The organism is Pseudomonas sp. H1_G08 (assembly GCF_054681355.1).
In genome coordinates, this window is the sequence record NZ_CP162822.1 from 3300905 (window position 1) to 3325605 (window position 24701).

General features: G+C 59.9%; 26 protein-coding genes and 2 pseudogenes. 12 read left to right on the top strand and 16 right to left on the bottom strand.

Going from position 1 to position 24701, the window contains the following annotated elements; translation table 11 throughout:
• Positions 1-103 precede the first annotated feature (103 nt).
• Complete coding sequence (locus AB4N85_RS14965) at positions 104-625, top strand: DUF1003 domain-containing protein (RefSeq protein ID WP_041479221.1); 522 nt, start codon at positions 104-106, stop codon at positions 623-625.
• A gap of 108 nt (positions 626-733) precedes the next feature.
• Here the strand turns inward: AB4N85_RS14965 and AB4N85_RS14970 are convergent, their stop codons facing one another.
• The gene (locus tag AB4N85_RS14970; RefSeq protein ID WP_056788026.1) at positions 734-1060 is read right to left on the bottom strand and encodes a DUF2025 family protein; all 327 of its coding nucleotides are present in this window, start codon (positions 1058-1060) and stop codon (positions 734-736) included.
• Positions 1061-1280: 220 nt separating this feature from the next.
• Between AB4N85_RS14970 and AB4N85_RS14975 the strand changes: the two genes are divergently transcribed.
• Positions 1281-2408 (top strand): glycerophosphodiester phosphodiesterase, encoded by a 1128-nt coding sequence (locus AB4N85_RS14975; RefSeq protein ID WP_150637525.1) that lies wholly within the window; start codon positions 1281-1283, stop codon positions 2406-2408.
• A 156-nt stretch (positions 2409-2564) separates the two neighbouring features.
• The gene (locus AB4N85_RS14980; protein WP_095181509.1) at positions 2565-2870 is read left to right on the top strand and encodes a PepSY domain-containing protein; all 306 of its coding nucleotides are present in this window, start codon (positions 2565-2567) and stop codon (positions 2868-2870) included.
• A 324-nt stretch (positions 2871-3194) separates the two neighbouring features.
• Here the strand turns inward: AB4N85_RS14980 and AB4N85_RS14985 are convergent, their stop codons facing one another.
• Both AB4N85_RS14985 and AB4N85_RS14990 read right to left on the bottom strand, forming a co-directional pair.
• Positions 3195-3962, bottom strand: coding sequence for a methyl-accepting chemotaxis protein (locus AB4N85_RS14985; protein ID WP_409258734.1), 768 nt, complete (start codon positions 3960-3962; stop codon positions 3195-3197).
• Positions 3963-4079: 117 nt separating this feature from the next.
• Positions 4080-4940: pseudogene (locus tag AB4N85_RS14990) on the bottom strand (methyl-accepting chemotaxis protein); the annotation flags it as partial.
• 152 nt (positions 4941-5092) lie between these two features.
• Between AB4N85_RS14990 and AB4N85_RS14995 the strand changes: the two are divergent.
• The gene (locus AB4N85_RS14995; protein WP_460064877.1) at positions 5093-6115 is read left to right on the top strand and encodes a transporter; all 1023 of its coding nucleotides are present in this window, start codon (positions 5093-5095) and stop codon (positions 6113-6115) included.
• Between the two features lie 140 nt (positions 6116-6255).
• Here the strand turns inward: AB4N85_RS14995 and AB4N85_RS15000 are convergent, their stop codons facing one another.
• Positions 6256-7152 carry a LysR family transcriptional regulator gene (locus AB4N85_RS15000; RefSeq protein ID WP_460064880.1) on the bottom strand — a complete coding sequence of 299 codons (897 nt, stop codon included), beginning with the start codon at positions 7150-7152 and terminating at the stop codon, positions 6256-6258.
• Positions 7153-7273: 121 nt separating this feature from the next.
• On the opposite strand from AB4N85_RS15000, the gene AB4N85_RS15005 reads away from it, so the two are divergent.
• Positions 7274-8032, top strand: coding sequence for an SDR family NAD(P)-dependent oxidoreductase (locus AB4N85_RS15005; RefSeq protein ID WP_460064882.1), 759 nt, complete (start codon positions 7274-7276; stop codon positions 8030-8032).
• Between the two features lie 61 nt (positions 8033-8093).
• Here the strand turns inward: AB4N85_RS15005 and AB4N85_RS15010 are convergent, their stop codons facing one another.
• Complete coding sequence (locus tag AB4N85_RS15010) at positions 8094-8531, bottom strand: multidrug/biocide efflux PACE transporter (protein WP_252868133.1); 438 nt, start codon at positions 8529-8531, stop codon at positions 8094-8096.
• 89 nt (positions 8532-8620) lie between these two features.
• Between AB4N85_RS15010 and AB4N85_RS15015 the strand changes: the two genes are divergently transcribed.
• Positions 8621-9475: a LysR family transcriptional regulator gene (locus AB4N85_RS15015; protein ID WP_150741970.1), complete on the top strand. Its 855-nt coding sequence runs from the start codon at positions 8621-8623 to the stop codon at positions 9473-9475.
• Positions 9476-9582: 107 nt separating this feature from the next.
• On the opposite strand, the gene AB4N85_RS15020 is transcribed toward AB4N85_RS15015, so the two are convergent.
• From AB4N85_RS15020 to AB4N85_RS15030, 3 genes are read right to left on the bottom strand one after another with little or no spacing between them, the layout of a single operon-like run.
• Positions 9583-10812 carry an RNA polymerase sigma factor gene (locus AB4N85_RS15020; protein WP_252868134.1) on the bottom strand — a complete coding sequence of 410 codons (1230 nt, stop codon included), beginning with the start codon at positions 10810-10812 and terminating at the stop codon, positions 9583-9585.
• Complete coding sequence (locus AB4N85_RS15025; protein WP_039758054.1) at positions 10805-11149, bottom strand: YciI family protein; 345 nt, start codon at positions 11147-11149, stop codon at positions 10805-10807. The genes AB4N85_RS15020 and AB4N85_RS15025 overlap by 8 nt, the downstream gene beginning before the upstream one ends.
• A gap of 40 nt (positions 11150-11189) precedes the next feature.
• Positions 11190-11615 carry a YybH family protein gene (locus tag AB4N85_RS15030; RefSeq protein WP_056788004.1) on the bottom strand — a complete coding sequence of 142 codons (426 nt, stop codon included), beginning with the start codon at positions 11613-11615 and terminating at the stop codon, positions 11190-11192.
• A 142-nt stretch (positions 11616-11757) separates the two neighbouring features.
• Here AB4N85_RS15030 and AB4N85_RS15035 point away from each other — a divergent pair, with 142 nt between their 5' ends.
• Positions 11758-12243 (top strand): GNAT family N-acetyltransferase, encoded by a 486-nt coding sequence (locus tag AB4N85_RS15035; protein WP_150637515.1) that lies wholly within the window; start codon positions 11758-11760, stop codon positions 12241-12243.
• Positions 12244-12385: 142 nt separating this feature from the next.
• Here AB4N85_RS15035 and AB4N85_RS15040 read toward each other — a convergent pair whose 3' ends face one another.
• The 3 genes from AB4N85_RS15040 to AB4N85_RS15050 form a co-directional block, all read right to left on the bottom strand.
• A complete protein-coding gene (locus AB4N85_RS15040) occupies positions 12386-12874 on the bottom strand; it encodes a GNAT family N-acetyltransferase (RefSeq protein ID WP_150741966.1) in 489 nt (162 codons plus the stop codon).
• 88 nt (positions 12875-12962) lie between these two features.
• Positions 12963-13448, bottom strand: a complete 486-nt coding sequence (locus AB4N85_RS15045; protein WP_252868135.1) for a GyrI-like domain-containing protein — start codon at positions 13446-13448, stop codon at positions 12963-12965.
• A 69-nt stretch (positions 13449-13517) separates the two neighbouring features.
• Positions 13518-14180, bottom strand: a complete 663-nt coding sequence (locus tag AB4N85_RS15050) for a LysE family translocator (protein ID WP_041479200.1) — start codon at positions 14178-14180, stop codon at positions 13518-13520.
• A gap of 138 nt (positions 14181-14318) precedes the next feature.
• On the opposite strand from AB4N85_RS15050, the gene alaC reads away from it, so the two are divergent.
• Positions 14319-15527, top strand: a complete 1209-nt coding sequence (alaC, locus tag AB4N85_RS15055; RefSeq protein ID WP_071173329.1) for an alanine transaminase — start codon at positions 14319-14321, stop codon at positions 15525-15527.
• Positions 15528-15713: 186 nt separating this feature from the next.
• On the opposite strand, the gene AB4N85_RS15060 is transcribed toward alaC, so the two are convergent.
• Entirely contained in the window at positions 15714-17066 is a 1353-nt protein-coding gene (locus tag AB4N85_RS15060) for a GntP family permease (protein WP_016773551.1), read from the bottom strand.
• Between the two features lie 82 nt (positions 17067-17148).
• Positions 17149-17682, bottom strand: coding sequence for a gluconokinase (locus AB4N85_RS15065; protein WP_041479197.1), 534 nt, complete (start codon positions 17680-17682; stop codon positions 17149-17151).
• 216 nt (positions 17683-17898) lie between these two features.
• Here AB4N85_RS15065 and gntR point away from each other — a divergent pair, with 216 nt between their 5' ends.
• Positions 17899-18930, top strand: a complete 1032-nt coding sequence (gene gntR, locus AB4N85_RS15070) for an HTH-type transcriptional regulator GntR (protein WP_252868136.1) — start codon at positions 17899-17901, stop codon at positions 18928-18930.
• Between the two features lie 139 nt (positions 18931-19069).
• Here gntR and AB4N85_RS15075 read toward each other — a convergent pair whose 3' ends face one another.
• Complete coding sequence (locus AB4N85_RS15075; RefSeq protein WP_252868137.1) at positions 19070-19942, bottom strand: LysR family transcriptional regulator; 873 nt, start codon at positions 19940-19942, stop codon at positions 19070-19072.
• A 122-nt stretch (positions 19943-20064) separates the two neighbouring features.
• Between AB4N85_RS15075 and AB4N85_RS15080 the strand changes: the two genes are divergently transcribed.
• Together AB4N85_RS15080 and AB4N85_RS15085 are read left to right on the top strand one after the other, a co-directional pair.
• Entirely contained in the window at positions 20065-20505 is a 441-nt protein-coding gene (locus AB4N85_RS15080; RefSeq protein WP_252868138.1) for a PACE efflux transporter, read from the top strand.
• 125 nt (positions 20506-20630) lie between these two features.
• Positions 20631-22055, top strand: a complete 1425-nt coding sequence (locus AB4N85_RS15085; protein ID WP_252868139.1) for an MFS transporter — start codon at positions 20631-20633, stop codon at positions 22053-22055.
• A 134-nt stretch (positions 22056-22189) separates the two neighbouring features.
• Here the strand turns inward: AB4N85_RS15085 and AB4N85_RS15090 are convergent, their stop codons facing one another.
• Both AB4N85_RS15090 and AB4N85_RS15095 read right to left on the bottom strand, forming a co-directional pair.
• The gene (locus AB4N85_RS15090; protein ID WP_223630897.1) at positions 22190-22729 is read right to left on the bottom strand and encodes a methyl-accepting chemotaxis protein; all 540 of its coding nucleotides are present in this window, start codon (positions 22727-22729) and stop codon (positions 22190-22192) included.
• A gap of 3 nt (positions 22730-22732) precedes the next feature.
• A pseudogene (locus tag AB4N85_RS15095) lies at positions 22733-23509 on the bottom strand (PAS domain-containing protein); the annotation flags it as partial.
• 719 nt (positions 23510-24228) lie between these two features.
• Here AB4N85_RS15095 and AB4N85_RS15100 point away from each other — a divergent pair.
• Entirely contained in the window at positions 24229-24651 is a 423-nt protein-coding gene (locus AB4N85_RS15100) for a GNAT family N-acetyltransferase (RefSeq protein ID WP_095181495.1), read from the top strand.
• Positions 24652-24701 lie beyond the last annotated feature (50 nt).

A 24701-nucleotide genomic window follows, 5' to 3' on the forward strand; every position in this document is an offset into this window, starting at 1 on the left:
GGTCGATAGAACGAGTCGCGACCTTCGTGGGCAGCCCGCGAAGGTCGGCAGCCACAACGCAGAGCTATAGTGACGACACGTCCCAAGCCCCGCCGAGTGCCCCATGAATAACGAAAAACCCGAAGTATCCAACGCCCCGATCGATCACCTGCGCTTCCACCGCCCCCACGCCCACCTGAATACGACCTTCGGCAACGATGCCTTCGCCCTGCGCGCCGAAGCCTTTGCGCGGTTCTTCGGCACGCCGCTGTTCCTTGGAGCGCAAACCTTGATCGTTGCGGTATGGATCGGCCTCAACGTATGGGGCGTGACTCAATTCGACGTTTACCCGTTCATCCTGCTGAACCTGGCCTTCAGCCTGCAGGCGGCCTACGCCGCGCCATTGATCCTGCTCGCACAAACCCGTCAGGCCGCGCGCGACAAAGCGCAGGCCGACGCCGATGCGCAGCACCGCGAAGCTCTGGCATTGGCCAATACCGAACGTCAGGCAGAGGCGGCGAAGAATTCCGCGCAATTGCTGGCATTGCTGGAACAAAACACCCGCCTTACCGAAATGACGAAAACCCTCACCGAGCGCATCGAAGGACTGACCAGCGAGTTGCACGCTCACGTGTGCCAGAACTAAGGTCGCCTTCGCGAGCAGGCTCGCTCCCACATTGGATCTGTGGCGTTCACGAAATCCCTGTGGGAGCGAGCCTGCTCGCGAAGAGGCCCGCAACCACACAGCAAAACTTCAACCGCGCACCAGACTCCGCACCGCAACAATCTCCGGCACTTCAACCTTGCTCATGTAAACCCGTAAGGGTTCGGTGATGTTGATGCGGTCGTCGATGTGTTGATCGAGCAGCAACTGAATCAACTCGCGCTTGAGCGTCATGGTGGTTTCCGACGCCCTCGCCCAGACGAATTCACTGGCCGGGATGATGCCGTCGTCGGCCACGTCCATGCCGAACGAATCTTCGCTGAAGCGCACGATGTATTGGCCGGTCTTGCGGTTGAGGCCAACGAAGCCTTTGAGGTCGTCGGCGGCCTGGCAGATGAGTTGGGAGGTGATGCGCATGGTAAACCTCACGAAAGATGATCGATGGTTTACACGCAGGGCAATGTAGCGGCGCGCCCTCTGCCGGGGCATATGCCGTGGGCAAGCGTACTGCAAACAGCGCCACAAAAGTGCAGGAAATTTCCGTTTTGCTCGCTTTATGTCGGTCTGGCGATAGCCCTGCGGCGCGTCAATTGTTAAAAGGTACGTCTCGAAAAAAACCTGCGAAAGGAACTCGACCATGCCTGCCACTTTTACCCGAAGCGCTCTGGTGCTGAGTCTGTTGTTCGGCCTCGGTCAGGCGCATGCCGCCAGCCACCCCGAGCCCAAGGCAATCGCTGCCGCCCATGGCATTCCGCATCCGGCGGTGATTGCCCACCGTGGCGCGTCGTTTGATGCCCCGGAATCCACCGCTGCGGCCTACAAACTGGCCCGTGATCTCGGCGCCGATTACCTGGAAATGGATTTGCAGCGCAGCAAGGACGGCGTGCTCTTCGCCCTGCACGACGACAACCTGCAACGCACCACCGACGTTGCCAGCAAATTCCCCGAGCGCAAGGACAGCCCGGCCACCGCGTTCACCATGGCCGAGCTGAAAACCCTTGATGCCGGCAGCTGGTTCAACAGCAAATATCCTGACCGCGCACGCCCGTCCTACGCCGGGCTGAAGATTCTTACCCTCGATGAAATCATCGACATCGCCCGCGCCAACCCGCAGCACAAGCCGGGCCTGTACATCGAAACCAAAGAGCCGCAGCTGTTTCCCGGCATCGAACATGACCTGAAGGAAAAACTGCAGGATCGCGGCTGGCTCAGTCCGGCCGGCTCGAAACTGGCGAAAAGTGCGTTGGGCGTCGGTCAGGGCAAAGGCAAGGTGATCCTGCAGACCTTCGATAAGAACAGCCTGCAATTGCTGGAAAAGGAAATGCCGCAAGTGCCGAAGATCCTGCTGTTGTGGGTCGGCGAAGGCAGCATCGAGCCGAAATCCGCCGTGACGTTTGCCGCGTCCGGCGAGAAAGACAAAAACGTTTTCTACGGCAAGCAGGAGCCAAAATCCGAAGCGGAATTCAAGCAATGGGTCGATTACGCCAAGGCCCAGGGCGCGATCGGCACCGGCCCTTCGGCGAAGCTGACTCATGGTGGTGATCAGAGCTATTCCGACCTGGTGCAACCGTGGATGAATCAGTACACCCACGATCAGGGCATGCTGGTGCACGTTTATACGGTCGACGAGGCGGTGGACTACGAGAAAGTCATGGCGGCGGGTGTCGACGGCATCTTTACCAACCGCGCCAGTGAATTGTTGAAGTTTTATAAGCGTCCGGCGGCTGGCAGCATTGACGATGTTTTGAAGAAGAACGGTTTCTGACTTGTTATCGAGTCGCCTGCTTCACGATCAGGCTCGCTCCCGCAAAGAGCAGTTTTATCGCGGAGCAGAGATTTAAGGGTGAATTAAGTTGCGCTGGTTAATCTGAACCCACTTACACAGATCAACCACTTCAACGCACTGCCAAGGAATGAACCGATGAAAACTTTGACTGCCCTGTTTACCGCCTCTGCCCTGACCCTCACCGCTGGCCTGGCTCAGGCTGATGTTCGCATCGACCAGATCCCGCAACTGGTCAAGGACGGCAAGATCAAGTCGCTGGAATCGATGAACGCCGAAGCACTGAAACTGCACCCGGGCGCAACGATTACCGACACCGACCTGGATAACCACTTCAATGGTTATGAGTATGAAGTTGAACTTAAAACTGCTGACGGCAAAGAGTTCGACGTGGACTTTGATGCCACCACCGGTAAAGTGCTGAGCGACAAGCAAGATACTTGATAGACCGCTGTTAAGGAGCCGCACGATTTAACGATCGTGCGGCTTTTTTGTGGTTGCGGATTGAGGCGCAAACTTTGTGTGTTCTGTGAACTCGATCCCCCTCACCCCAGCCCTCTCCCCCAAGGGGGCGAGGGGGAAAGGGAGCAGATCGGGGAAATTTCGGAGCCTGAGTTCGCCTCAAAATTAAAAAACCATCACAAACGACTACCAGCCTGAGTACGCCTCGGCATTTCAGGTCGGCGAATCTCGAACAATCAACACGGTCAGTCCCCTCTCCCTCTGGGAGAGGGTTAGGGTGAGGGGCTGACAAACCGCCAGCCAAAATCAGGCACTGAGCCGCGCCGTCACCTCATTCAACTGCCCCGACAACCCATGCAAATTCTGACTGGCACTTTCGGTGCGCTGCACGTTGTCCAGGTTGGTGCTGGCAATCGCGGTGATTTCAGTCAGGTTGCGCGAGATATCCTCGGCCACTGAAGTCTGCTCTTCTGCCGCTGTGGCGATCTGACGGTTCATGTCGCGAATCGCCTCCACCGCCAAGGTGATGCGCTCCAGCATCGCGCCGGCCTGGGTGACTTGCTCGACACTTTCATCACTGCGCGCCTGGCCGCTCTCGATAGCCTGCGCGGCATCGACAGCGCCGGTCTGCACGTTCTGAATGATCTGGTTGATCTCGATGATCGACTCCGCCGTGCGCTGAGCGAGGTTGCGCACCTCATCGGCGACGACGGCAAAACCGCGCCCGGCCTCACCCGCCCGCGCCGCTTCGATGGCCGCGTTGAGCGCCAGCAGGTTGGTCTGTTCGGCAATGCCACGAATCACTTCCAGCACCTTGCCGATACGACCGCTGTCGGCTTCCAGTCGACGGATCACCGTGGCGGTGTTGGCGATTTCGCCGCGCATCTGCGTGATGGAATGGATGGTGGTCTGCATGACCTTTTCACCCTGCTGCGCCGACTGATCGGCATCGTCCGCAGCACGCGCGGCATCGGCGGCGTGACGGGCGACTTCCTGCGCCGTGGCGGACATTTCATTCATCGCCGTGGCCACTTGATCCGTGCGGTTGAATTGCTCGCTGGTGCCGCCGGCCATGGTCGTGGCAATGGCGTTCAACTCGCCGCTGGCGCTGTCCAGATCACCGGCGCTGCGTTGCAAGCGAGTGAAGGTGTCCGCCAGAAAATCGCGCAGAGTGTTCGCTGCGGCGGCTAGGTTGCCCAGTTCATCGCGACGCTCGCTGACAACACGTTCAGCCAACTGGCCACGGCTCAAGCGGGTGACGTAATCGATGAGGTTGCGGATCGGCTCGATCAGGTTGCGGCTGACCAGCCACAGGCTCAGCAGACCGATCAGCAAGCCTGATGCGAGCATCACCAACAGCCCCAGCCACACGGTGCGCTCAGCGCTGGCACTGATCAATGCCGACTGCGCGGTACCCTGCTCGCGCAGCTCGGCAACCAATGCACTCATCTGCTCGCTGGTGGCGCGGTCGACGCCTTTGACAGCAGCGTCGCCGGCGCTCGGGTCACCACCGGCAGCCACGTAGGCATCGCGGCCCTTCTGATAGGCCGCGCCCAACTGGCGATGCTCGTCGCGCAAGCGTTCGATACGTGATTTGAGATTGGCCTCGATGCCTTTTTGGCTGGCGAGTTCGCCGAGAATGTTCTGCACGTCGCGCTGACGCTCTTCGAACTGGCTCCAGTATTTCGCCAGATCCGCTGGTTGCTTGCCGCGCAGCAGAACGTTTTTCCACTCTTGCACCTGCACCTTGAATTGCAGGTTGGCTTCATCGATCAGTTGCGAAGTGTGCAGCGGGCCGGCGATCAACTGGCTGTAGCTTTGCACGCCGTTGGAGAGGAAATGAAAGCAGGCCAGAGCGATCAACAGCATCGCCAGCAGACTGCCGCTCAACAGGGCGAGAATTTGCGCCCTCAGGGATTTTTGCAGCATTGCAAGGTACTCGAAGCAGGGATGAGGCACGCCCGAACGGACGTGAAAAATGGCCGGACTTCCCTGTCGACGTACCATGACCAAGGCCAATGGCGCGCAACCTAACTCACCTGAGATCGGCATGCCAGAGCCTTCCTTGAGAAACTTCCGACAGCCGGTAACGCTTTGATTTGCAGTCACTTTGCTGTCACAAAACGGTCATGTGAGCTTGCGATGATGCCGCTCCGGTGAACCTGAAAATCCTGCCCCAGACACCTTCCTCGCAGCGAGCCGCCATGAACCACAGCCTCGATATCAGCCATCGCGACCCGGACCTGTTTGGCTTGCTCTACGGCTTTCGTTTTCTGCCCGGGGAGCGCGGTCGCGAGATCGATTCGGCGACGGCTTTGCGCTGTTTGCAGGACGACAGCGACAGTGGCGAATTCCTCTGGCTGCACCTGAACCTGGCCCATGCCGCGTGCGAGCGCTGGATGAAAAGTCATCTGCAATTGCCCGAGGAGTTTTTCGAAGCGCTGCACGAAGGTTCGCGTTCGACGCGCATCGAGCATGTCGATGCGGCGCTGCTGGCGGTGGTCAACGATGTGGTGTTCAACCTCAGCAACATGGTCTCCTCCGACGTGTCGACGCTGTGGGTCTGCGTGCGCAGCAAACTGATCGTCAGCGCGCGCCTGCAACCGCTGCATTCGGTAGATAAATTGCGCTCGTCGGTAAAGGCCGGCGAGTGCTTTCGCTCGCCCTCGGAATTGCTCGTGCATCTACTGCGCGATCAAGGTGAGGTGCTGACGCAGATCGTGCGCAAGACCAGCCTGAGTGTCGATCAGGTCGAAGACGAATTGCTGTCTTCACGCCTGTCGACCAACCGCGCCGAACTTGGCGCCAACCGTCGCGTGCTGGTGCGACTGCAACGGCTGCTGGCGTTGGAGCCGGGGTCGTTGCTGCGCCTGCTCAATCGTCCGCCGCCGTGGTTGCAGAAAGAGGACGTCAAGGAGTTGCGCAAATCCACCGAGGAGTTTGCGCTGATCATCAACGACCTCACCGCCCTCGGCGAGCGGATCAAATTGCTGCAGGAAGAGATCGCCGCCAACCTCAACGAACAAAGCAATCGCACGCTGTTCACCCTGACGGTGGTGACGGTGCTGGCCTTGCCGATCAACATCATTGCCGGTTTTTTTGGGATGAATGTCGGCGGTGTGCCGCTGTCCCAGGACCCGCACGGATTTTGGGTGCTGGTCGCGTTGGTGGCGACGTTCACCGTGATTGCCGGGCGCTGGGCGTTTCGCAAGCGTGGCGATTACTGAGCGCAAATCCCACACGCAACACAGCCCTCCCTGTGGGAGCGAGCCTGCTCGCGAAGTCGGTGTGTCAGATAAATCAATGTTGAATGACATGGCGCTTTCGCGAGCAGGCTCGCTCCCACAGTTCGGGCCAAGGTGAGAAGTCAGAGCGTTGAACGAACGACATCGCCGAGCCAATCCATAAACACCCGCACCCGCAGCGGCAAATGCCTTTGCCGCGCGTACAACAACGAAATCGCCATCGGCGGTGCGGTGTGTTGCGGCAGTACGGTCACCAGTTCGCCATTTTCCAGATGCGGCTGCATGCCGGTACGTGGCACCTGGGTCAGCCCGAAGCCGCCAAGGCACGCCGCTTCATAGGCGTCGGTGCTGTTGACCGTGACACTGCCGGCCATCGCTACGCGCCGCACTTCGCCACCCTCCTCATAGACAAACCCTTCCGAACGCGAGCCCAGTACGCCGACGTAATGCACCAGCCGATGCCGCGCCAGATCCTCGATGGTCTGCGGCACGCCGTAACGTTGCAGATAAGCGGGACTGGCGCAGTTGACCATCGGGAAGTCGCCAAGATGCCGGGCGACCACCGACTGATCCGGCTGCGCGCCGATGCGTAACACGCAGTCGAAACCCTCGCTCAGCAGATCGACACGGCGGTCGGTGCTGCTGATTTCCATCTGCAGATTCGGGTGGCGATCCATGAATTCCGGCAGGCGCGGCATGATCAAGCGCCGCGCGAGGATGTTCGGCATATCGACGCGGATGCACCCGGTCAGCGAAGCCTCGTCCTGACGAAACAGCCCCTCGATTTCATCCATGTGCGAGAGCAGACCCTTGCTGCGCTCATACAACACCATGCCGTCCTGGGTGGCCTGCACTTTGCGCGTGGTTCGCTGCAACAGCCGCGTGCCGAGCAAGGCTTCGAGCGCCTGCACCTGTTCGGACACCGTGGAGCGCGGCAGGCCGAGGCTTTCACCGGCGAGAGTGAAACTCGACAGTTCGCTGACCCGGACGAAGGTGCGCAGCAGTTCCAGTTTGTTCATGACAAACCCCGGTGATTGTTCGGCTGAGCCGATCAGTGATTCCGCTTTTGCCGTGTTTATCACCTCAGGGCGGATAAATAAACTTCTTCCATCCACACTCAACGCAATCGAGGAAGTCCGCATGAATCGCAAAATCGCACTGATCACCGGCGCCAGCCGTGGCCTGGGCCGCAGCGCCGCCCTGCACCTCGCCGCGCAAGGCATCGACATCATTGGCACCTACAACAGCCGCGCCGACGAGGCCCAGGCGCTGGTCACTGAATTGCAGGCGCTCGGCGCGAAAGCGGCGATGCTGCAACTGGACGTCGGCCACAGCGAAAACTTCGCTGCGTTTGCCGAGCAGGTTGAACAAGCACTGGAACAGACTTTTCAGCGCCAGCGCTTTGATTTCCTGATCAACAATGCCGGGGTCGGCGTGCATGCGCTGTTCAGCGAAACCACCCCGGAGCAGTTCGATCTGCTGATGAACGTGCAGTTGAAAGGACCGTTCTTCCTGACTCAGCAACTGCTACCGCTGATCAACGACGGTGGGCGCATCGTCAATATCTCCAGCGGCCTGACCCGCTTCAGCCTGCCGGGGTACGGCGCCTATGCGGCGATGAAAGGTGCGATGGAAGTGCTGACGCGATATCAGGCGAAAGAGCTTGGGGCGCGGCAGATTGGCGTGAATATCCTGGCGCCGGGTGCGATTGAAACCGACTTCGGCGGTGGCACGGTGCGCGATAACAGCGCGGTCAACGCGATGGTTGCCAGCAACACTGCGCTGGGTCGTGTGGGGCTGCCGGATGATATTGGCGGTGCACTGGCACTGTTGCTGTCAGAGGGTGGACAGTGGATCAACGGTCAGCGGGTCGAGGCGTCTGGCGGCATGTTTCTCTGACTTTGTGCCCGATGACTCACCTTTGTGGTGAGGGAATTTATCCCCTCACCACAGGTTTACCTCAGCTTTCACATGTGCGGCGGGCCATGAAGCGCTCGCGCAGTACGTCATAACCCCAGTGATAGACATAGGTGTACGGCAGGAAGAACAGCAACACGCCAATGTCGAGCAACAACGCCTGCCACAGGCTGACCGACAGCCACCAGGCAATCAGCGGCACGCCCATCAAGATCAGCCCACCCTCGAACAACAGCGCATGCACTACACGGACCCAGGCGTTGTGCGCCAGATTCATCCGCGCCAGAGCACGGTCGAAAAAACGGTTGAACACCACATTCCACGCCAGCGCCAACAGCGCGATCAACACGGTCACCGCGCCCATGTCGAGCAGCGGTTTTTGCATGATCCACGCGAGCAGCGGTGTGCAGATGAGGATGGCAAGAAACTCGAAACCAACAGCCTGGAAAACACGTTCGGTGAGCGACTTGTGGGCGGTCATGGCCTGACTCCTTGTTTGACGATGGTTGCCATGATCCAACTGAATACCGATACTTCAAAACCAATAACCATCGATCAAGGCGATAGTTCATGGCTTCGCAGGAAGTGCTGTTGGCATTCGTCCAGGCAGCGACGCAAGGCTCGTTCTCGGCTGCAGCGCGCAAGTTGGGCCGCAGTCAGTCGACCATCAGCGCGGCAGTCGCCAGTCTGGAGATCGATCTGGATCTGCAGCTGTTTGACCGCAGCAGCCGCAAGCCCACGCTCACCCCCGCCGGCCACGTCATGCTGCAAAAAGCCGAGGCGATTCTGGCCGCCACCAGTCGTCTGGAAATGAGCGCGCGGCAATTAGCGCAGGGCATCGAGCCGAAGCTGACCGTGGCGATTTCCGACACTTATCAGTCGTATCGTTTCGAGGCGGCACTGGTGGGTTTCGAGCAGCGTTATCCGGAGCTTGAGCTGGAATGCCTGATTGCCGAATGCGAAGACCTGATCGAACTGGTCCAGCGCGGCCGGGCGCATTTGGCCTTCGCGGAAATGCAAGACAACTACCCGCCGGATCTGGTCACCTCGACCGTGGCCGAGCGCACGGAGATTGCCTTGTTCGTCAGCCGCGAGCATGCGTTGGCGAAGCTTGAGCATGTCGATCAGCAGATTCTCGAGCAACATCGCGAGCTGCGCCTGGCAACCATCGTCAATCCGTATGACAGCCGTGGCAAAGGCCGGGTGTGGTCGGCGCCGAGTTATCTGATGCTGCTGGAAATGGCGGAAAAAGGCTTTGGCTGGGCACCGTTGCCGAGGTGGCTGGTACAGCGCTATGCCAATGATTTGCTGATAGAGCTCGACGTGCGCGGCTGGCCGAAACCGGTGTTTGTCGACGCCTTGTGGTCGCGCTTGTATCCGCCGGGGCCGGCAGGGAGCTGGTTGCTCAGCAAGATGCTCGAATAAGCGGTGCTGCCATTCGCGAGCAGGCTCGCTCCCACACTTGAAATGCGCTCACCTGTGGGAGCGAGCCTGCTCGCGAAAGGGCCAGCCGCACCGACGCAGCTTCCAGATCAACCCAGGTCCCTCAGTCGCCCCTCGATAAACCGCCGCTCCGGCTCCTGCCGCGTCAGCTCCAGCGCCCGCTGATACGCTGCCCGCGCCTGCTCCACTCGGCCCAATTGCCGGCAAAACTCCGCCCGCGCCGAATGCGCCAAGTGGTAATCCTGCAACTCCCCTCGCGCTAAAATCCCTTCAATCAACAACAATCCCGCCAACGCCCCATCCCGCTTGGCCACCGCCACCGACCGGTTCAGCTCGATCACCGGCGACGGCACTGCACGCAGCAACACGTCGTACAGACCGACAATCTGCTGCCAGTCCGTTTCCGCCGCCGACGGCGCTTCCGCATGCACCGCTGCAATCGCCGCTTGCAGGCAATATGGCCCGAAGCGTCGCGTACTCAGGGCGCGCTCGACCAGCGCGCAGCCTTCGGCCATCAACCCGGCATCCCACAACGAGCGATCCTGATCGTCGAGCAATACCAGTTCACCGCTCGGCGAAGTGCGCGCCGGTCGACGTGATTCGTGCAGCAGCATCAGCGCCAGCAGACCCATGACTTCCGGCTCAGGCAGCAACTCCATCAACAAGCGCCCGAGGCGAATCGCTTCGCGCGTCAGGTCCTCGCGGGTCAGCTCAGTGCCGACCGATGCCGAATAACCCTCGTTGAACACCAGATAAATCACCCGCAACACGCTGTCGAGGCGCTCGGGCAATTCGTTCAGCGTGGGTACTTGATAAGGGATTTTCGCGTCGCGGATCTTGGCTTTCGCGCGGACGATACGCTGGGCAATCGCCGCCGGCGCCGAGAGAAAAGCACGGGCGATTTCCTCGGTGGTGAGGTCGCAGACTTCACGCAAGGTCAGCGGCACCTGCGCATCCGCCGCCAGTGCCGGGTGGCAGCAGGTGAAGATCAGCCGCAAGCGATCGTCTTCCACGTCTTCGCCACTCCAGTCAGCCTGTTCCAGCTCATCGAGTTGTGCCAGCAGCAACGGTTGCGACGCCTTGAACCGGGCGCGCCGGCGCAGCACATCGATGGCTTTGAAACGTCCGGTCGAGACCAGCCAGGTGCGCGGGTTGTCCGGCACGCCGTCGCGCTGCCAGCGCTCGACCGCGACGAAGAACGCCTCGTGCAAGGCTTCTTCGGCGAGGTCGAAATCACCGAGCAGGCGGATCAGCGTGGCCAGAATCCGCCGCGAATCCTCGCGGTAGACCTGCTCGACCCGCGCCCTGACGTCAGACATTCAACTGCCGCACCGGGCGCACTTCAACGCTGCCCACCCGCGCTGCCGGAATATTGCCGGCGACCTGGATGGCTTCGTTGAGATCCTTGGCATCGATCAGGTAGAAACCGGCCAGTTGCTCCTTGGTTTCAGCGAAAGGCCCGTCGGTGATCGACACCTTGCCGTTGCGCATGCGTACCGTGGTGGCGGTCTCCACCGATTCCAGCGCTTCGGCGGCGATCATCCGCCCGCTGCCCTGAATCGACTCGGCGTAGGCCCAGCATTCGGCGTCCTCCGGGCTGTCGGGCGAGGTGTGCAGCAGGCGTTCATCGCTGTAGACCAGGCATAGATATTTCATGGCGATCTCCTGATTCGAACGGATCAACTATGGCTGAAGATCAGGGCTGCACATCGAACAGCGTCGCGCCGCTCATCGGATCGAACGGTGCCGACCAGTGCTCGTGGGCAATCTTCCACGCCCCGCCGATTTGCCGGTAACAGGCGGTGACACGCATCCAGCAACTCTGGGTTTCGCCTTTGTCATTGGTGCCGCCGCAGTTGGCTACCCAATGGGCGAAAGCGATGTTGTCGGCACTTTCGATGGCGATTTCATGGAACTCGAAGATGTGCGGGCCGGGGCACATTTCCATGCACTCGACCCAGTGCGCGCGGTACGCCGCTTTGCCTTTGAATTGCAGGGCCTTGATCGCATCGAACGAGACGATGTCGTCGGCGTACAGGGCCATGACTTTCTCGACGTCCTTGGCCATTACCGCTTCGCGATAGGTGTTGATCAGAGTCTGGATCTCGCTTTGTGCGCTCATGGTGTTCTCCGTGGTTTTTGTTGTGAAGACACCCTTAGTCGTTTGCCCAATGCGCGGATCGACAGGGCAAACAAAAAAATTTCGCCGACGACAATCTCGCTAGAATCCGAGGCTCACTCTTTGTAGGAAAAAGGAAATTCCCGTGTCAGCCCAACTCGTGCCTTACGACAGCCTCAGCCCTTTACAGCGTCAGCAAGTCGAGGCCATTGAAATCCACCCCGAGCAGATCAAATTCTCCGGCGACATCCACGGTGCCTTGCACACCCTGCTGTCGAAACCCGGCCCCGGCGTAAAGGGTTTTGCCCTCCTGGCGGACGACGTACCGGTAGCGTTTCTGCTGCTCAAGCGCCCGCCGGTGTTGCCCGACTGGGCCGACGAACACAGCGCCACGTTGCATGCGCTGCAGGTCGATCGCCGAGCGCAGGGCAAGGGTTACGGCAAGGCTTGCCTGCAAGCGCTGCCCGCTGTCGCCCGTGAAGCATGGCCGGAAATCAAAGGACTGGAATTGTCGGTGGACGCTGATAACGAGGCGGCGATTGCGCTGTACGCCAAGCATGGCTATGTCGACAGCGGCGAGGCGTACAAGGGCCGGATCGGTTACGAGCGGCGGATGGGGCTGTTCTTCTGAGTATCCCCTGATCGTTCCCACGCTCCGCGTGGGAACGCCTTTTTGTGACGCTCTGCGTCACGGTTTTGGGACGCGGAGCGTCCCCGGCTGCATTACCACGCGGAGCGTGGGAACGATCAGGCAGTTTCGATAGGTGTTGGCTTCAGAGGGTCAGGATCATCTCGTGCCACGCCATGCCGCCGTGGTCGGACTCCGACGGTTTGATGTAAGCAAAGCCAAACCCGGCGTACAACGCAATGTGTTGCTCTTTGCACATCAGATGAATTGTCGCTTTGTCCATCGCACGCATGCGTTCGATGAATTCGCCGAGCAGGCGCTTGGCCAGGCCCTGCCCTTGGTAATCCGGGTGCACCACCACCGACATGATCACCACGTTCGGCCCTTTCGGGTCGTGGCCGATCAGCTCCTTGAAGGCCTCGTCGGACATCTGCACGTCGAACGCCGCGCCGGAATTGATGAAACCGGCGACCACGCCGTCCACCTCGGCGACGATGAAGCCGTCCGGCCAGGTGGCGATGCGCGTGGCGATCTTTTCGCGGGTAGCGGCTTCGTCGCCTTCATAGGCGTCGGTTTCGATGGCGTAGCAGCGGTCGAGGTCGGCGGCGCTGACGTTGCGGATCACGGTGTTCATGGCAGCTCAAAAATCTGTGGAAACAAGGCCCGCCAGCATAAAGCACAACCACCGGGGCGGACATGCTCCGCCTCGATTGTTACACCGCTCAAGCCTTGATCGGCAGCCAGATTTCCAGGGTGCCGGTATTGAGCTTCGGATTGAAATCCTCGCTATAGCGCTCGAATTCCGGGGCATCCGCCGCTTCGTGGCCGGACTGCGGCAGCCAGGTGTTCCAGATGTACTGGAAGGTGTGAGGGAGTTGCGCCAGTGACCCCTTGTGCTCGAACACCGCATATTTCTGCGGTTGGATTTCAACCCAGCGGTACTTTTCCGGCAGGTCGTCGAGCTTGTCGATCTGCACCCCGGCGATGTATTCGAAACCGCCCTCGCCGTCCGCGTTGCAGCAAACGCCGTAGGTCACTTCATTGACTTGCGCGGGGATTTTTCCCAAGTGCGGGATCAGTTTTTCCCACAACGCGGGAATGTTTTCGGTGGTTTGCTGAGTGAATCGCCCACCGAAACCGGCAATCAACAGAAATTGCCCGTGTTCGAAGCGCGGCCCAGCCAATTCGACGCGTGGTTGTTCATCCATGACGCGACTCCTCAGAACGCAAAAGTGGGTTCGGCTGGGAGTATAGAAAGCCCGATCCGTTTCGCACGTTTACAGCGCATGCAACTGCTCGACGGCGCCCGAGCCGACAAACTCGTTGTACCCGGAAACGATCACGTAGACCGCGAAATAGCAGAAGATCGCCGCCGATGCCAGATAGGAGTAGCGCAGAAGCTTGTCGCCCAGCAGCTTGCCGCCGTGGCTTGCCGCGAAGCACAGACCGGCCGACCAGAGCAGCCCGGCACAGAGAAAGCCGCCCAAAAACAGCGCCGAACTCAACGGGCCACCGCCACCGGATCGAGCGATCAACGTGCCGCCGACCGCAGCAAACCAGAGAATCGCACTCGGCGAAGACATCGCGAGGAAGATGCCGCGAAAGAATTCCTTGCGATGGGAGTTCTGACCCACTTCTGCGGTTTCCGCCAGCAGCGCTTCGTGGTGGATCGCCGAATAAATCATCTTCGCCGCGAAGTAGATCAGCAGCGCCGAACCGCCAATCCACAGGACCCAGCGCACGGTTTCGTATTGCAGCAAAACGGTCATGCCGGCCAAGGCCAGCACCGCGTAAATCAGGTCGCCGACGCAGGTGCCCAGGCCCAGAGCGAAGCCCTGAAAGTAGCCGCGCTGCATGGCCAGGGTGATCATCGCGATGTTGGCTACGCCGATATCCAGGCACAGCGAAAGGCTCAGCAAGAAGCCGCTGGTGAATTCCATTGACCGATTTTCCTTGAAAAAAATGTTTACAACCGCGCTGGACAGTATGCCATCACTGCCCTTATCTTCCGCCACAGGTCACCGCAGTGACCAGCGTCGCTCGGACGGTTCCGGGCGCTTACGTTATCCGAGGCAACAATGGCCGAACAAGGTTCGCCGCGCCGCTTTGCGCGCATAGATCGACTCCCCCCTTACGTTTTCAACATCACCGCCGAGCTGAAGATGGCCGCTCGCCGCCGTGGTGAAGACATCATCGACCTGAGCATGGGCAATCCCGACGGCGCCACGCCGCCGCACATTGTCGAAAAACTCGTGCAGGTCGCCCAACGTGAAGACACCCACGGTTACTCGACGTCCAAGGGCATTCCGCGCCTGCGCCGGGCGATTTCCAACTGGTACAAGCAGCGCTACGAAGTCGATATCGACCCGGAAAGCGAAGCCATTGTCACCATCGGTTCCAAGGAAGGCCTGGCGCATTTGATGCTGGCGACCCTGGACCAGGGCGACACCGTGCTGGTGCCGAACCCGAGCTATCCGATCCACATTTACGGCGCAGTGATTGCCGGCGCTCAGGTGCGTTCGGTGCCGCTGGTGCCGGGAGTGGACTTCTTCGATGAACTGGAACGGGCCATTCGCGGCTCGATCCCCAAGCCGAAAATGATGATCCTCGGTTTCCCGTCCAATCCGACCGCGCAGTGCGTGGAGCTGGATTTCTTCGAACGGGTGATCGCCCTCGCCAAGCAGTACGACGTTTTGGTCATCCACGACCTGGCTTACGCCGACATTGTCTACGACGGCTGGAAAGCCCCGTCGATCATGCAGGTGCCAGGGGCCAAGGACATTGCGGTGGAGTTTTTCACCCTGTCCAAGAGCTACAACATGGCCGGCTGGCGCATTGGTTTCATGGTCGGCAACCCGGAACTGGTCAGCGCCCTGGCGCGGATCAAGAGCTACCACGACTACGGCACCTTCACCCCGCTGCAAGTGGCGGCGATTGCCGCGCTGGAAGGCGATCAACAGTGCGTGCGCGACATCGCCGAGCAGTATCGTCAGCGGCGCAACGTGCTGGTCAAGGGCCTGCATGAGCTGGGCTGGATGGTCGAGAATCCGAAAGCGTCGATGTATGTCTGGGCGAAGATTCCCGAGGCGTATGCGCATCTGGGTTCGCTGGAGTTCGCCAAGAAACTGCTGGCCGAGGCCAAGGTCTGCGTCTCGCCGGGTGTTGGCTTTGGTGAGTACGGCGATGATCACGTGCGCTTCGCCCTGATCGAAAATCAGGACCGCATTCGTCAGGCCGTGCGCGGGATTCGCGGGATGTTCCGCGCGGATGGCCTGGCCTCGAAATAAGTGGCACATCTCTGATCGTTCCCACGCTCTGCGTGGGAATGCAGCCCGAGACGCTCTGCGTCTCAAAGCGGACGCAGAGCGTCCATTGAGGCATTCCCACGCGGAGCGTGGGAACGATCAAGCAGGAAGTCCACGCCCACAAAAAAACCGCATCACTGCGGTTTTTTTGTGCCTGCAAACTGCCGCTTAAACGAACAGCGACAACAGCAGGATAAAGCCCAGGCCCACTACCGACAGAATGGTTTCCATCGCGGTCCAGGTCTTGAAGGTTTCGGCCACGGTCATGTTGAAGTACTGCTTGACCAGCCAGAAACCGGCGTCGTTGACGTGGGACAGGATCAGCGAACCGGCGCCGGTGGCCAGCACCAGCAGCTCACGGTTGACGCCCGGAATCATGCCGACAACCGGCACCACAATGCCGGCGCCAGTGATGGTCGCCACGGTCGCCGAACCGGTTGCGATACGGATCACCGCCGCCACCAGCCAGGCCAGCAGGATCGGCGAGATCTGTGCGCTGACCGCCATGTGGCCGATCACATCACCCACGCCACTGGTCACCAGCATCTGCTTGAAGCCACCGCCCGCACCAATGATCAGAATGATCGCGGCGGTTGGCGCCAGGCTTGCGTCGAGCCATTTGAGCATCTGGTTGGAACCGATGCCCTGCTTGTAGCCAAAGGTGTACAGCGACAGCAGCAACGCCAGCAGCAATGCGGAGATCGGGTGGCCGATCATGTCCATCCAGATGCGGAAGAAGTTGCCGTCCGGCAGCGCTACGTCAGCGAAGGTTTTCAGCAGCATCAGGAATACCGGCAACAGCACGGTGACCAGAGTGATGCTGAAGCTCGGCAGGTTGGCCGAATCGTTTTCGCGGGCCAGTTGATCGACCAGCTCCTGATTCGGGTGGCCAGGAATGTGCTTGGCGATGAAGGTACCGAAGATCGGACCGGCAATGATGGCGGTCGGCAGCGCGACGATCAGACCGTACAGAATGGTCTTGCCGATGTCAGCGCCGAATACGCCGATGGCCAGCAGCGGGCCCGGGTGCGGCGGTACCAGACCGTGCACCGCAGAGAGGCCGGCGAGCAGCGGGATACCGATCTTGATGATCGATACGCCAGTGCGACGCGCAACGATGAACACCAGCGGAATCAGCAGCACGAAGCCGATTTCGAAGAACAGCGGGATACCCACCAGGAACGCAGCGAACATCATCGCCCACTGCACCTTGTCCTTGCCGAAGGCGCGGATCAGGGTCTGGGCGATCTGATCGGCGCCGCCGGATTCGGCCATCATTTTGCCGAGCATGGTGCCCAGGGCGAGGATGATGCCGACGAAACCGAGCACGCCACCGAAGCCGTCCTGGAACGCCTTGATGATGGTATTGATCGGCATGCCGGAAGTCAGGCCGAGGAAGGCGGCGGCGATGGTCAGGGCGATAAAAGGGTGAATCTTGAATTTGGTGATCAGGATAATCAGGCCGATTACCGTGACCACCGCATCGAGCAGCAGGAACGTCTCGTGGGACATGCCAAACATGGGGGGTGTCTCCTGGATTGTTGTTGTTATTAAAGCGGGTTGAACAGAAGTCGGGAGGACAGCGCTGTCTTTTTCAACATGCTCATATCGCCTGTTTCAGGCCGTTGGCCTGCCACCAGACGTGAGCCTGCAGGGCCAGCTCTTCGACGCTGTGAATCGAGGCATTGAGCGGCAGGGTCAGCGGCTCGCCCTTGGGCGATTCGAGGGTGGCGAACTGGCTTTCGATCAACGTCGCCGGCATGAAGTGGCCCGGGCGGTGCGATACGCGCTCGGCGGCGACTTCCGGAGTCAATTCAAGAAACACGAAGCCCAGGCCCGGCAAGGCACTGCGCAGACGTTCGCGATAGCTGTGTTTAAGGGCCGAGCAGGTCAACACCGGGCGCTGGCCTTGGGCATCGACGCGACGCAGTTCATCGCACAGGCTGTCGAGCCAGCCGGCGCGGTCTTCGTCGTTCAGGGGGATCCCCGCGCTCATCTTTTCGATGTTCGCGGCCGGATGGAAAGTATCGCCTTCAATGGCAGTGGCGCCGCTCAAATGGCACAGGGCCTGGCTGACGCACGTCTTGCCGCAACCGGCAACGCCCATGATGACCAGGGCGGTGATGGGATGACTCATATAACACCTCAGCGCGCAGACAGCGCTACCTTTGCTAGCTATGACTCTAGTGCACAGGCAGAAGTTGCCGACGCCTTCTTGTCGTTTTTTTGGGTTGCAGCAGGTTTGTTCCCGACGCCAAAGAGCACAGATCAGGCAGGACCGCGCTCACGCATTTGCAGCTGCATCAGGACAGCGCTACCTTAGTGCCTTGATTTTTGTTTGGCAAGCCGCCCGATGACCTCCCCCAAGAACGATAAAAATACCCGCACCACCGGCCGTCCGACCCTCAACGAAGTAGCCCGCCTGGCCGGCGTCAGCCCGATCACTGCCTCGCGCGCCTTGCGCGGGGTAAGCACGGTGGCCACCGAACTGGTGGAAAAAGTGCAGAAAGCTGCGCTTGAACTCAATTATGTAGTCAACCCCGCCGCCCGCGCACTGGCCTCGGCGCAGAGCCATTCGGTGGTGGTGCTGGTGCCGTCACTGTCCAACCTGCTGTTCATCGACACGCTGGAAGCCATTCATCGGGTGCTGACGCCCAAAGGCTTCGAAGTGCTCATCGGCAACTTCCACTATTCGCGCGATGAAGAAGAAAACCTGCTGCGCAATTACATGGCTTATCAGCCGCGCGGGTTTCTGCTGACCGGTTTTGATCGCACGGAAAGTTCGCGGCGGATGATCGAGGCCAGCAACATTCCTTGCGTGTACATGATGGAGCTGGACAGTGCAGCCGGAGTCAATTGCGTGGGTTTTTCACAATTGAGCGCGGGCGAAACTGCCGCCGAACATCTCCTGTCTCGTGGACGCAAGCGTCTGGCGTACATCGGCGCGCAGCTGGACCAGCGCACCCTGCTGCGCGGTGAGGGTTTCCGCAAAGCATTGCAGAAGGCATGCCGTTACGACCCGGATCTGGAAGTGCTGACGCCACGTGCTTCGTCGGTGGGCTTGGGCGGCGAGCTGTTCCTGCAATTGCTGGCGGCGCATCCGGATGTTGATGCGATTTTCTTCGGCAACGATGACCTGGCCCAGGGTGCGATGCTGGAAGCGTTGCGTAACGGCATCAAGATTCCCGAGCAGGTGGCGATCCTCGGTTTCAATGATTTGCCGATGTCCGAACACATGGTGCCGCGCCTGAGCAGCATCAACACCCCGCGCGAGGCGATCGGCCGGCGCGCGGCGGAGCAGATGCTCACGTTAATGGCGGGCAACAAAGTGGCGCGGCCGGTGGAGGATATGGGGTTTGAGCTGAAGGTGCGCGAGAGTACCTGACCCTTCACAAATGCTGAATTGAAACACAACCCTTGTGGGAGCGAGCCTGCTCGCGAAAGCGGTGGGTCAGTCAGCATTGATACAGCTGACACGACGCCTTCGCGAGCAGGCCCGCTCCCACAGGGGATCTCTACCAAACTCAATGGCTGAGCAGGTCGACCAACGCCTGGGCGCCCTTCTGCAAGGGCTGGCTCTTGAGCCACACCGCATGCACCGGCAGCACCAGGCCATTTTCGATGTTGCGAAAATTCAGCCGCTTCAAGCGTCCCGCGTCCAGCCACGGCTGCACCACCGACAGCGGAAAATTCCCCCAGCCCAATCCCGCTTCAACCATTTCCATCGCCGTCTCGAGATTGTCCGTACGCCAGTAGGATTCAGCCACCAATGGCCGCGTTTCGCTGATCGGCAAGTCGCGGCTGGCGACGATGATCTGCCGCACCTGCACTAGATCTTCCAGAAACACATCCCGCCCCTGCAACAACGGGCTGTCCGCCGCCAGCGTGGCGATCATGCGTTCGCTGCCGACGAACTGAAACCGCTCCAGCGCATTGACGCTTAACCCGGCAAACGCCAGACACACGCTGACCCGGCCACTGTGCAACATCGCCAGCACATCATCCTGCGGCGCAGTCAGCACTTCGATGTCGAGCAACGGATGCCGCTCGGCAATCACCTTGATCGCTGCCAGCAAGCGCCGCCGATCAACGTCCGCAACCACGCCGATCGACAACCTGCTTTCCAGTCCCAACGACAGCTCCACCGCGTGCACTTGCAGCTGCTTGAGCTGCTCGGCGATCAGTCGCGCGTGGGGCACCAACGACTGCGCAATCGCCGTGGGTTGCGGCTCGCGATGGCTGCGGTCGAACAACGGGTAACCGAGTTCCGCTTCAAGATTGGCAATGCCCATGCTCACCGCGGAGGGCACCTTGCCCAACTGCCGCGCGGCAGCGGAGAACGAGCCGCGTTCGATCACCGCGAGAAATAATTCGATGCTGTCGCTGCTGAAATTCAAATGCCTCACCTATCAATAAAACTGAAAGCTACCGACTTTTTCTGTCAGGTCTATTGAAGCTATCTTTCGCCGCCTTCGCCAGCCCTGCTGGCCAACATTCGGCAAGAAAGAGGCAAATCTGCATGCAAGGCGTGAAACGCAAACTGGTCTACGTGTCGCTCTACGAAGTGATCGGCATGACCTTCTCGGCACTTGGTCTGGCACTGTTATCGGGCACATCGCCGGGCAGCACCGGGCCGCTGGCGGTGATCATCACCAGCATCGCCGTGACCTGGAATTTCATTTACACCTCGTTGTTCGAGCGCTGGGAAAGTCGCCAGGTCTCGCGCACCCGTACGGTCAAACGGCGTATCGCCCACGCCGTCGGCTTTCAACTGACGCTGATCGTGTTTCTGATTCCGCTGATTGCGTGGTGGATGAACATCAGCCTGATGCAGGCGTTCCTGCTGGATCTGGCGCTGATCATTTTCATCCCGTGCTACACCTTCGTGTTCAACTGGCTGTTCGACCGGATCTTCGGCCTGCCGAATTTGGCGCTGCCGGATTCTGCCGCTGCGACATAAATCACTAATTCGTAAGCAGATATTGCGAGAAATCAGCGGTTCAACCTGTTAAACCCCCGACATTCACAATCCGCAAACACCGATAGCAGGCTAAGCTTTTCCATCAATAAAAAATGGATCAGCTTATGACTGCTCACGCTCCCGCCGCCGCGCCCAGAGATGGCATCGACCCGGTACGCGCCGCCGAAATTTCCGCCCGCATTGATCGGCTGCCCGCCGTCGCCACCATCTGGCGCCTGGTGGCGCTGCTGTCGATCGGCGGATTTTTCGAACTCTACGATCTGTTCCAGACCGCCTACATCAGTCCTGGGCTGATTCGCGACGGCTTGTTCGCCACTGGCAGTCAGGGCGTGTTCGGTTTCTCCGATCAGGCGGCGTTCGCCTCGGCGACGTTCCTCGGCCTGTTCCTCGGCGCCAGCCTGCTCAGTCCGCTGGCGGATCGGTTCGGTCGCCGGGCGATCTTCACCTTCGCGCTGATCTGGTACACGGTGGCGACAGTGCTGATGGGGATTCAGACCTCGGCGCTGGGCATCATCGGCATGCGTTTTCTGGTCGGCATCGGCCTCGGTATCGAGCTGGTGACCATCGACGCTTACCTCTCGGAACTGGTGCCCAAGCGCATGCGCAGCTCGGCGTTCGCCTTTGCGTTTTTCGTGCAGTTCCTCTCGGTGCCGGCGGTGGCCTTGATGTCGTGGTGGCTGGTGCCGCAAGCGCCGTTCGGCATTTCCGGCTGGCGTTGGGTAGTGTTGGCCAGCGCGGTGTTTGCGCTGTTTATCTGGTGGCTGCGCAAGCGTCTGCCGGAATCGCCGCGCTGGCTGGCGCAGCATGGTCGCTTTGATGAGGCCAACCGGATCCTCGACCATCTCGAAGCGCGCTGCGCCAAGGATTACGGCAAAGCGCTGGATGCGCCGGAACCGGTGTCAGTCGATGTCGAAGGCAAGGGCCGTTTCGCCGATATCTGGCAGCCGCCGTACCGCCGTCGCGCGTTGATGCTGATCGTTTTTCATATCTTTCAGGCGATCGGTTTCTTCGGTTTCGGCAACTGGTTGCCGGCGCTGCTTTCGGGCCAAGGAGTGAGCGTCACCCACAGTCTGATGTATGCGTTCATCATCACCCTCGCCTACCCGCTCGGGCCGTTGCTGTTTGTGAAGTTCGCCAACCGTTTCGAGAACAAATGGCAGATCGTCGGCTCGGCCCTCGGCGCGATGACCTTCGGCACCCTGTTCGCCCTGCAGACCAGCGCGTTCGGGCTGATCTTCTGCGGGGTAATGATCACCTTCTGCAACGCCTGGCTGAGCTTCAGTTATCACTCCTACCAGAGCGAACTGTTCCCGACCAACATCCGCGCCCGCGCGGTCGGGTTCTGCTATTCGTTCAGTCGCTTTTCGACGGTGTTCAGCAGTCTGCTGATCGGCATGTTCCTGGATAATTTCGGCACGCCGGGGGTACTGGCGTTTATCGTCAGCAGCATGCTGATCGTGATGCTGACCATCGGCTGGTTCGGCCCACGAACGCGTAATCTGGCGCTGGAGAATATTGCCCATCGTTGACGGCCAACATAGGACTCACCTGTGGGAGCGAGCCTGCTCGCGAAGGCGTCGTGTCAGTGGCTATAGGCTTGACTGACACAACGCTTTCGCGAGCAGGCTCGCTCCCACATTGGCTATTGGTGACGCTGAACAGCTCAGTTCAATTGCAGGGTTTCATTGAACTGGCTGATCGCATCCACCACATGCCGCGAGCCCTGCTGAATCTCGAGGATCACCTCGCCCGCCTCGTTCGCCAGCTCCACGCCCAACCCGGTTCGGCTCAGGCTCGACTGCATGCTCGATACCGCGCTCAGCGACAGGTCGTGGTTCTTGCGCACCACGTCGACAATTTCCACAGTGGCCTGACTGGTCCGCGCGGCGAGGCTACGCACCTCATCGGCGACGACGGCAAAACCGCGTCCATGCTCACCGGCGCGCGCGGCTTCGATCGCTGCATTGAGTGCCAGCAGGTTGGTCTGGTCGGCAATGCCGCGAATGGTCTGGACAATGGTGCCGATGATGTCCGACTGTTTGCTGACCGCATCGATACTCACCGCCGCTTCGTTCAGATCGCGGGAAATGTCCTGAATGATCTGCACGGTCTGCTGCACGACTTGTGAGCCTTTTTGCGCGCAGGCGTCGTTTTGTACCGAGGTGCTGTGGGCCGATTCCGCAGCGTTTTGCAGGGTGGTCATCTGCTTGGTGATGTCACTGGCGAACTTGACCACTTTGTACAAGCGGCCCTTGGCATCGAACAGCGGGTTATACGAGGCTTCCAGATAAACCATCTGCCCGGACTTGTTCTTGCGCTCGAAACGGTGCGAGTGATATTCGCCGCGATTGAGCGAAGCCCAGAACGCCTTGTACTGCGCAGATTCGGCTTCGGCGCGGTGGCAGAACAGGCTGTGGTGCTGGCCGACAATTTCAGGGTGCGCGTACTGCATGGTCTGCAGAAAGTTGTCGTTGGCGCGGATGACATGGCCTTCGGGGGTGAACTCGATCACCGCCATGGAACGGCCGATCGCCGCCAGCATGGCTTCTTCTTCATGTTCTTTGTTGATGCGTGCGGTGATGTCCGCCGCAACCTTGATCACACTTCTGACCTGTTTGTCGGGCCCGAACACCGGCATGTAACTGGCTTCAAGCCAGATTTCCCGGCCACTCTTGTTCAGACGCAGGAAAGTACCGCTGAGCGGTTCACCACGGGCCAGGTCGCGCCACAACTTCGCGTAGTCCTCGCTGCGATAAAAGCTTTCTTCGCAAAAGATCCGATGGTGTTTGCCGCGCACTTCATCGGCGCTGTAGCCCATGGTCTTGCAGAAGTTCTCGTTGGCGTCGAGAACGATGCCGTCCGGAGTGAACTCGATCATCGCCATCGAGCGGCTGATCGCTTCGATTTTCGCGTTGGCCTCAGTCAGCGCACAGCTGAAGCGCTCGATTTCCCGCAGGTCAGCCTTGTGATGTAGGTTGAACATGGTTGTATCACCTTCCGCGCGTTCTTTTGATTTGATGAAAGTTCAGGTCTTGCAAGATCCATCACTACGTTCCACAGAACAGGCACACGCCTTCCCCCACGGGAGGAAGTTGTCAGGTGATAAATGATGATCAATCGGATGCGTCGTGCAGCGACGCTCTGATCAAGACATCCTTTTCTTGATAGCCCGCATGCGGGCCAGCCCTAACGCGTAGAAGAACTTCCATTTAAGTGACGCTCCTTGTTGGTTCAGTGTTGGTGCCTTGAATTGCGCACTCTGGCAGCATGAATCACGGACCAACCTGTGCCGTCGGCCTGTTGGCATGACGGTCGACATGGTTAGTTACCTGCAAGCATAGCCAGCCGAACACCGGGCGCAAGGCCACTAGTCGGCCAGTATCTGGCATTTTTTGCACAAGAAACGGTTCAGCGCGGGAAACAGTGTGGTGAAAACGGACGTTTTCGCCAGCGAGGCGGGAGCCCGTGAACCGGGCTTCCGCATGGTTTGATCAGTGGCCGAAAATATCGACCTTCTTGGCTTTCTTCTCTGCGCGTTTTTCAATCGCGGTCTTGGCCGGCTTTTTCTTCGCGGCTTTCTTTGAATCCATACCTTTGGACATTATCGGTACTCCACTCACAGGGGTGTGAGTTCAGGTATACACCTATCCCGAAGCGCGCGTTCTTTTATAATCGGCGCTTTTCGCAGCGACAGCCCGAACCATGTCCGATATCCACTACAGCCAGCTCGACGAATCGTTGTGGCCGCTGATGAACAAGTTCTACCGCCGCCACCAATCGTCGATGAAAGCCGTGCGCGAGGCGCAGCTGTGGGTGGCAAGGCGCGGCGAGATCGTTGCGGCGCTGTGCCTGCGGCCAGTCTCGGGCGGACACTGGCTGACGGGGTTGTTTGTTGATCCGCAGTATCGGGAACAAGGTGTCGCTGCGCAGTTGATCGCAGCGGCGGTTGCCCAGGTGGACGAGCCGGTGTGGCTGTTTTGCCATCCGGATTTGCGCGGGTTTTATGAGCGACGCGGGTTCAGCTTCGATCCGCCGCTGCCGCAGGCGATGGCCGAGCGGTTGAGCCGGTACGCGCGGAGCAAGCCGATGATTGCGATGGGACTCAATCCCGCAGATTTACGCTGAAACCCTGTGGGAGCGAGCCTGCTCGCGAATGCGGTGTGTCAGCGCCGAAT